The organism is Candidatus Methylomirabilis sp. (assembly GCA_036000645.1).
Lineage (GTDB): Bacteria > Methylomirabilota > Methylomirabilia > Methylomirabilales > JACPAU01 > JACPAU01.
The window spans coordinates 1-6,843 of the sequence record DASYVA010000010.1 but is presented as its reverse complement, the minus strand read 5'-3'; the positions used below and the strand labels follow the sequence as shown (position 1 = coordinate 6,843).

7 protein-coding genes are annotated in these 6,843 nt (G+C 67.8%); 5 read left to right on the top strand and 2 right to left on the bottom strand.

Translation table 11 applies throughout. The features are described from left to right. From VGT06_00360 to VGT06_00340, 5 genes are all read left to right on the top strand, one after another. Nucleotides 1–1,599 (top strand): DUF4070 domain-containing protein (locus VGT06_00360; protein HEV8661585.1); only part of this gene is annotated, 1,599 nt, incomplete at its 5' end. 28 nt (nt 1,600–1,627) lie between these two features. After that, a complete protein-coding gene (locus tag VGT06_00355; protein HEV8661584.1) occupies nt 1,628–2,479 on the top strand; it encodes a cobalamin-binding protein in 852 nt (283 codons plus the stop codon). A 26-nt stretch (nt 2,480–2,505) separates the two neighbouring features. Next, entirely contained in the window at nt 2,506–2,814 is a 309-nt protein-coding gene (locus VGT06_00350; GenBank protein ID HEV8661583.1) for a non-heme iron oxygenase ferredoxin subunit, read from the top strand. A gap of 150 nt (nt 2,815–2,964) precedes the next feature. Continuing rightward, nucleotides 2,965–3,780, top strand: a complete 816-nt coding sequence (locus VGT06_00345; GenBank protein HEV8661582.1) for a hypothetical protein — start codon at nt 2,965–2,967, stop codon at nt 3,778–3,780. An 8-nt stretch (nt 3,781–3,788) separates the two neighbouring features. Next, complete coding sequence (locus VGT06_00340; protein ID HEV8661581.1) at nt 3,789–4,055, top strand: hypothetical protein; 267 nt, start codon at nt 3,789–3,791, stop codon at nt 4,053–4,055. 178 nt (nt 4,056–4,233) lie between these two features. On the opposite strand, the gene VGT06_00335 is transcribed toward VGT06_00340, so the two are convergent. Together VGT06_00335 and VGT06_00330 are read right to left on the bottom strand one after the other, a co-directional pair. Further along, a complete protein-coding gene (locus VGT06_00335; GenBank protein ID HEV8661580.1) occupies nt 4,234–5,670 on the bottom strand; it encodes a glutamate synthase subunit beta in 1,437 nt (478 codons plus the stop codon). Then, nucleotides 5,663–6,843: glutamate synthase-related protein (locus VGT06_00330; protein ID HEV8661579.1), on the bottom strand; the 1,181-nt coding region annotated here is incomplete at its 5' end. The genes VGT06_00330 and VGT06_00335, both read right to left, overlap by 8 nt.

The window sequence follows — 6,843 nt, the reverse complement described above, 5'->3', positions numbered from 1 at the left end:
TACCACTTCGTGCAAACGACGCGGGGCTGCCCCTTCCAGTGCGAATTCTGCGACATCATCATCACCGACGGGCGGGTGCCCCGGCTCAAGACGGTCTCCCAGGTGCTGAAGGAGATCGAGACCATCGCCGCCCTGGGCGGGAAGTACGTCAGCTTCTCGGACGCCAACTTCATCGGGAACACGAAGTACGCGGAGCAGCTCCTCAAGGCCCTGGTGGAGTTCGGCCGGGCTCACGGTTTCCCCCTGCACTTCTCCGCCGAGATGACCATCAACGTCGCCGAGAAGCCGCACCTGCTCGCGCTGCTCCGCGAGGCGAACTTTACCGGCATCTTCGTCGGCATCGAGTCCCCACGGATCGATAGCCTGGTCGAGACCAAGAAGCGACAGAACGTCCACAAGCCGCTCCTGGAGAGCGTGCGGAAGATCCAGTCCCATAACCTGATCATCACGGCCGGCATGATCGTCGGCTTCGACCACGACGACGTGCGGATCTTTCAGGAGCAGTTCGACTTCCTGACGGAGGCCGGGATCCCGTTTACGACCTGCGGGGTCCTGACCGCGATCGAGAAGACCCCCCTGTACGCCCGCCTGGAGCAGGAGGGCCGGCTCCTGCCCTACGACTCGGCGGTGATCCGGGGCCACGGGGCCGCCGACCTCAACTTCGTCCCGAAGGGCATGACCGTGGAGGAAGTCCACCGGGGGTACAACTGGTTGATCCGGGCCCTCTACAAGTCCGAGAACTACGGGGCGCGGCTCACGCAGGCCCTGCGCCAGTTCCTCCCCCACCGCGACCTGACCCGGCAAACCGTGCGCCAGTTCGACTGGGGCCTGATCCATGTGGTGCCCCGGCTCATCCGCTATTTCCTCCTGACGCGTTCCCGGGTCCGGCGCCGGCTCTTCCTCCGGACCCTCTGGCAGACGATGCGGTCGGGGCCCTCCCTCGCCAAGCTCGTCAATGCTCTCGCCTACATGATCGCGCACAAGCACTTCCACGAGTACGTGACCGTCGCCCACGGCGATCCCGAGACGGTCGGCCCCCTCTCCCCCTTCACCGAGGCGTCGGCGGCCACGGAGTGGTGGCGGGACGCCTTCAACAAGGAGTCCGTGAAGCGCCTCCGCCGCGAGCTGTACGCCGGCGCGCAGGGGGTGCTCGGCGTCGGCCGCCGCCTCCGGGGGGCGGTGGCCGTCCCGGAGGCACTCCTCACCGACACGGCGGGGCAGTTCCTGCGGCATTACCTGAACGAGCTAGGGGTGGAGGTGGTCCCGGTAGCGGCAGCAGCCGTCTCCCGCCTCCGCGATCGAGTGGATCTCCTCGTCCTGCCCATCCTCGGGTCGGTGCGCAAGGGGCGCGAGGAGCTGCACCAGCGACTCCAGCAGCTGCATGAGCGTGTCCAGACGGAGCTGGACCGGCTCCCGGAGGTGGTCCACTTTTCGCTCGACGGGGACCGCCGGGCGGTCTTCGAGGGCTTCGCGCGCATCGGGCTCACTTTCACGCGCCGGATCCCGCGCCTCCACCAGGCGTACCAGAAAGCGGTCGAGGCGGTCATGGTGCCGAGCGCCAGGCCCGCGGCGCGCTCGGGGCTGCTCGAGACCTCGTAGCGGCGTCCCGGCCTGCGGCGGGACAGCCTTGCAGACGCGCCGCTTCCGAGACGCGCTGGGCCGCGAGGTGCCGGTCCCGTATCCCCCCCGGCGCGTCGTCTCCCTGATCCCCAGCGTGACCGAGATCTGTTTCTCTCTGGGGGCCGGCGACCGGCTCGTCGGGGTGACGAAATTTTGCACCGAGCCGCCCGCCGGCGTGGCCGGGAAGGTCCGGGTGGGCGGGGAGAAGAACCCGGACCTGGACCTCATCCGTCGGCTCCAGCCCGATCTGGTCATCGCGAACGTGGAGGAAAACCGGAAGCCGGACGTCGACGCCCTCGCCGAGTCCGACATTCCGGTGTACGTCATCTACCCGCGGGGCGTGGATGAGGGGATTGCGCTCCTCAGGGCCCTGGGGGAGCTCTTGGGGGTCGCCGCCGCCGGGGAAGCCCAGGCCGCCCGGGTGGAGGCGGCGCGGGAGCAGGTCCGACGGCTCCGGGCGGGGCGCGCGCCGTTGCGGGTCTTCTGCCCCATCTGGAAGAATCCCTGGATGGCGTGCAACCGGGATACCTATGTGCACGATGTCCTGGTCACCTGCGGCGGCGAGAACATTACGGCGGATCGCCCCGAGCGGTACCCCCGGGTCACGCTGCAGGAAGTGGAGGCCGCGGCCCCCGAGGTGATCCTCCTCCCCGATGAGCCGTTCCGGTTCGGCGCCAAGCACCTTCCGCTCTTCAGTGCCTTCCCAGGCATCCCCGCCGTCCGGGACGGCCGGCTGTACTGCATTGACGGGAAGTGGATCTCCTGGTACGGTCCCCGGATGGCGGAGGGCCTCCCGGCCTTGACCCGGGTGATCCTGGGCGAACCGGCTGCGCCGGGCGGGCGGGCGGCGGGCACTTGATCCGAAGGGTCGAGCGAGGTGCGGACATGGGCAAGCTGGTGAAGGTGGCACAGACGGCGGACTTGAACCCGGGCGAGGGGAAGACCGTGGAGGCCGATGGCACGCCCATCGCCCTGTTCAACGTGGGGGGCGCGTTCCACGCCATTCACAACACCTGCCTGCACAAAGGTGGCCCCCTGGGGGAGGGATTCCTGGAAGGCCAGGTGGTCACCTGCCCCTGGCACGGCTGGAAGTACGACTGCACGACCGGGGTCTCCAAGACCAACCCGGCGGCGAAGGTCCAGGTCTTCCGTGTCAAGGTCCAGGGCAGCGACGTCTTCGTGGAGCTCCCCTAGCGCCGGGCCAACTGACGTCGCCTCACGTCGTTCTGGGTACCCGCTCCTCCCTCGGGCCTCGTGATGCTCGTCATCTGGCTCGGCACGCCGGCGTCCGGCGTTCGCTGGGGGCCGGGCGCTCCCCGTGCAGGTTCCTCCCGAAAGGTCCCCGTGCCTGGCGTTGCGGCGGCCGCCCTGGGCGCGCTGACCCACTTTGCGGTCGGCGGCCTCTGGGCCCAGACGCTCATTCCCCTTTCAGCCATCCGGCGAGGCTTCTTCGCCATCTGCTCTCTCAGTCTGCTCGCGGTCGAGGGTCTGGTCCTCTGGGTCCTGGCAGTGGCGGCGGGAGAGGGGGCGGGGGGCGCCCGACCGGGGCTCGCCCTGCTGGGCCCAGCCGCCTTCGCGGCCTCCCTCCTGTCCTATCTGCTTTCCCTCGGTGTGGCGGGGGAGCGGGGGATCCGCCTGGCCCGGGGCGTTGCTCTTCTGCTCGGGGGTGGGCTCCTCGTGCTGGGGGCCTGGGGAGACGGGGATGGGCTGGGAGTCCTGGGCTTTCCCCTCCGCCTCGGTGACGCGGTCCTGGGGGCGGCGCTCCTCGGCCTGGCCTTCGTGGGGATGCTTCTCGGCCACAGCTACCTCAACGCCCCGCACCTTCCCCTCCGACTCATTGACCGCCTCAGCCGGGCCTTCCTCTGGGCGGTCCTTGCCCGGGGATGCTACCCGATCGTGGCGGGAGCGCTCCTGTGGCTCGCGGGGGGGCTGGCCCCGGGAGAGGCCCTGGGGGGGCTCCAGGAGCACTTCCTCCTGGTCATCCTGCGTCTGGGGGTGGGGGTGGGAGGGAGCCTCACCGCCGCGCTGATCATCCGGAACAGCCTTCGTCTCCCCAACGTCCAGGCGGCGACGGGGTTCTATTACGTGGCGATGCTCACCGTATTCCTGGGGGAGGTGCTGGGGGGGTTCCTCCGCGGCCTCGCGGACCTCCCCCTCTAGCGGGTGCCGTGGAGCAGCGACGCGGACCGAGCCTGCCAGGGTTCCTGTTCGGGGCCTCCTGGATTGTCATCGCCGTGGTCTTGTTTGCGACCATGGTAGCGGGGTATGCCCGCCTGTTCGGCGTGACCGGGACCCTCTTCGCCATATCCGTTCTCCCCCTTTCCGCCCCTGTATACCCATTCCTTGCCTGGTATCTCGAGGGGACCTTCCCTTGGCTCTGGGGGCTCGGCCTCCTGGTGGCGATCGGGATGGGGAGGATCCTTTTGGCGGACTGACATCACCCTGTGCACGGGGGGGTGATCGTGTACGGGGGCCATGGGGCGGCATCCGGCGCCACCCGGACCTTTTGTCACGAAACTTCTATCGTTTGTATTAGCGCAATTTTCGGAGAACGTGCAGGCTTCCGGGAGGGTCCTCGGACGGGGTGTCCGCTGGAATGGTAGTTCGGGTGATCTAGGGCAGGTTCGTGGAGCCCATGAGGGAGGTGTCGATGCCCTTGGCGGCTTGGCGGCCTTCGGCGATGGCCCAGACGATCAGCGATTGCCCGCGCTGCATGTCGCCGGCGGTGAAGACCCCCGGCACGCTGGTCATCCAGTTCTCGTCCCGCCAGACATTGCCCCGCTCGGTCAGCGTGACGCCAAACTGACCCAGCATCCCGTCCCGCTCGGGCCCGAGAAAGCCCATAGCCAGAAGGACAAGGTCCGCGTCCATCTCGAACTCGCTGTCTGGAATCTCCCGCATGGTCCGGCGCCCATTGCCGTCCGAAACGACCTCCACCCGGACGCCGTGCAGACGCTCAACCCTTCCGTCTCGCCCCGAGAAGCGCGTCGTCGAGATGCTGTAGTCGCGGATGCCCCCCTCTTCATGGGCAGCGTAGGTCCGGAGGATGACCGGCCATTGCGGCCAGGGGTTGTCGGGCGCACGGGTATCCGGGGGACGCGGGAGGATCTCGAACTGGTGCACCGAGAGGGCCCCCTGCCGGTGCACGGTCCCCAGGCAGTCGGCACCCGTGTCGCCCCCGCCGATGATGACGACCCGCTTCCCCTTCGCCGTGATGAATTCCCCATCCGGAATGCGATCACCCTCGCAGCGCCGGTTCTGGAGGGGGAGATACTCCATGGCGAAGTGGATCCCGCGAAGCTCCCGCCCGGGGACCTTCAGGTCGCGAGGGAGCGTGGCGCCCCCGGCCAGCAGGATGGCATCGAACTCACGCCGGAGTTTCTCTACCGGGACATTCACCCCAACGTTGGCGTTGACCTCGAACCGAATCCCCTCCTTCCGCAGCAGGTCCAACCGGCGGTCCAAGACTCCCTTCTCCATCTTGAATTCTGGGATCCCGTACCGAAGGAGTCCGCCGATCCGGTCGTGCCGCTCGAAGACCGTAACCCAGTGGCCGGCCCGGTTGAGCTGCTGCGCCGCCGCCAGGCCGGCCGGGCCCGAGCCCACCACCACCACCTTCTTTCCGGTGCGGATCAGCGGCGGGTCTGGCTTCACCCATCCCTGCTCGAAGGCGTGGTCAACGATGGCCAGCTCGATGGCCCGGATCGTCACGGGGTTATCGTTAATCCCCAAGACACACGAGCCTTCACAGGGGGCCGGGCAGAGCGTTCCCGTAAACTCCGGGAAGTTGTTCGTGGCGTGCAGCCGATCACTGGCCTCCCGCCAGCGGTTCCGGTACACGAGATCGTTCCAGTCCGGGATGATGTTCCCCAGCGGGCAGCCCTCGTGGCAGAAGGGGATGCCGCAGTCCATGCAGCGCGCGCCCTGCTTCTGGAGCGTGTCCACCGGCCAAGGAAGCATGACCTGCCTCCAATCCCGGGTCCGCTCCGCGATAGGCCGGTACGGCTGCTTCTCGCGCTTGAACTCGACGAAGCCAGTGGGCTTACCCATGGGCCCCCACCATGACTGCCTCTTCCCAGGGGATCCCTTCGAGCTGGGCACGTTTCATGGCGTTCAGCGCCCGCTTGTAGTCGCGGGGCACCACCTTGACGAACTTGGCCTGCAGCGTCTCCCAGTTTCGGAGGATCCGGTCCGCCACCGTGCTCTGGGTATGGTGGAGGTGGCGGTGCAGGAGGTCCTTGACCTCCGCCACCTCTTCCTCGGCGAAGAGTGGCTCCAGGTCCACCATGCCGAGGTTCGACCGTCTCTTGAAGTCGCCGATTTCATCCAGGACATAGGCGACCCCGCCCGACATTCCCGCGGCGAAGTTCCGCCCAGTGGCACCGATGACGACCACGCGGCCACCGGTCATATACTCGCAGCCGTGATCGCCGACCCCCTCCACCACGGTCAGGGCCCCGCTGTTCCGCACGGCAAAGCGCTCCCCGGCGACGCCCCGGAAGTAGGCCTCGCCGCTGGTGGCGCCGTAGAGGACTACGTTCCCGACGAGGATGTTCTCCTCCGGAACGAAGGTAGCGTGGCGAGGCGGGAAGGCGATGATCTTTCCCCCTGAGAGGCCCTTCCCGAGGTAGTCGTTGGAGTCGCCCTCCAGGGTCAGCGTGATCCCCTTGGGGATGAAGGCACCGAAACTCTGGCCGGCCGAACCCGTAAAGTGAATCTGGATGGTATCGTCGGCCAGCCCCTTCCTCCCGTAGCGGCGCGTCACCTCGGACCCCAGAATGGTCCCCACGGTCCGGTGGATGTTCCGAATGGGCAGGCGCAGGTTCACCGGCTCGCCCCGGTCCAGGGCCGGCTGGCAGAGTGGGACGATAGTGGTCATGTCCAGCGACTTCTCCAGGCCATGGTCCTGCTCCCGCACCTTGCGGATGGCCACCTCCGGGCCCACCTCGGGGCGGTACAGGATCGAGGAGAAGTCCAGCCCGCGCGCCTTCCAGTGCTCCACCGCCTTCCGCACATCCAGGCGATCCACCCGGCCGATCATCTCGTCCATGGTGCGGACCCCGAGCTTGGCCATCAGCTCGCGCACCTCCTGGGCGATGAAGCGGAAGAAGTTTTCAACGAACTCCGGCTTCCCGGCAAACTTCTTCCGGAGCTTGGGATCCTGGGTGGCGATCCCCACCGGGCAGGTGTTCAAGTGGCAAACGCGCATCATGATGCAGCCCA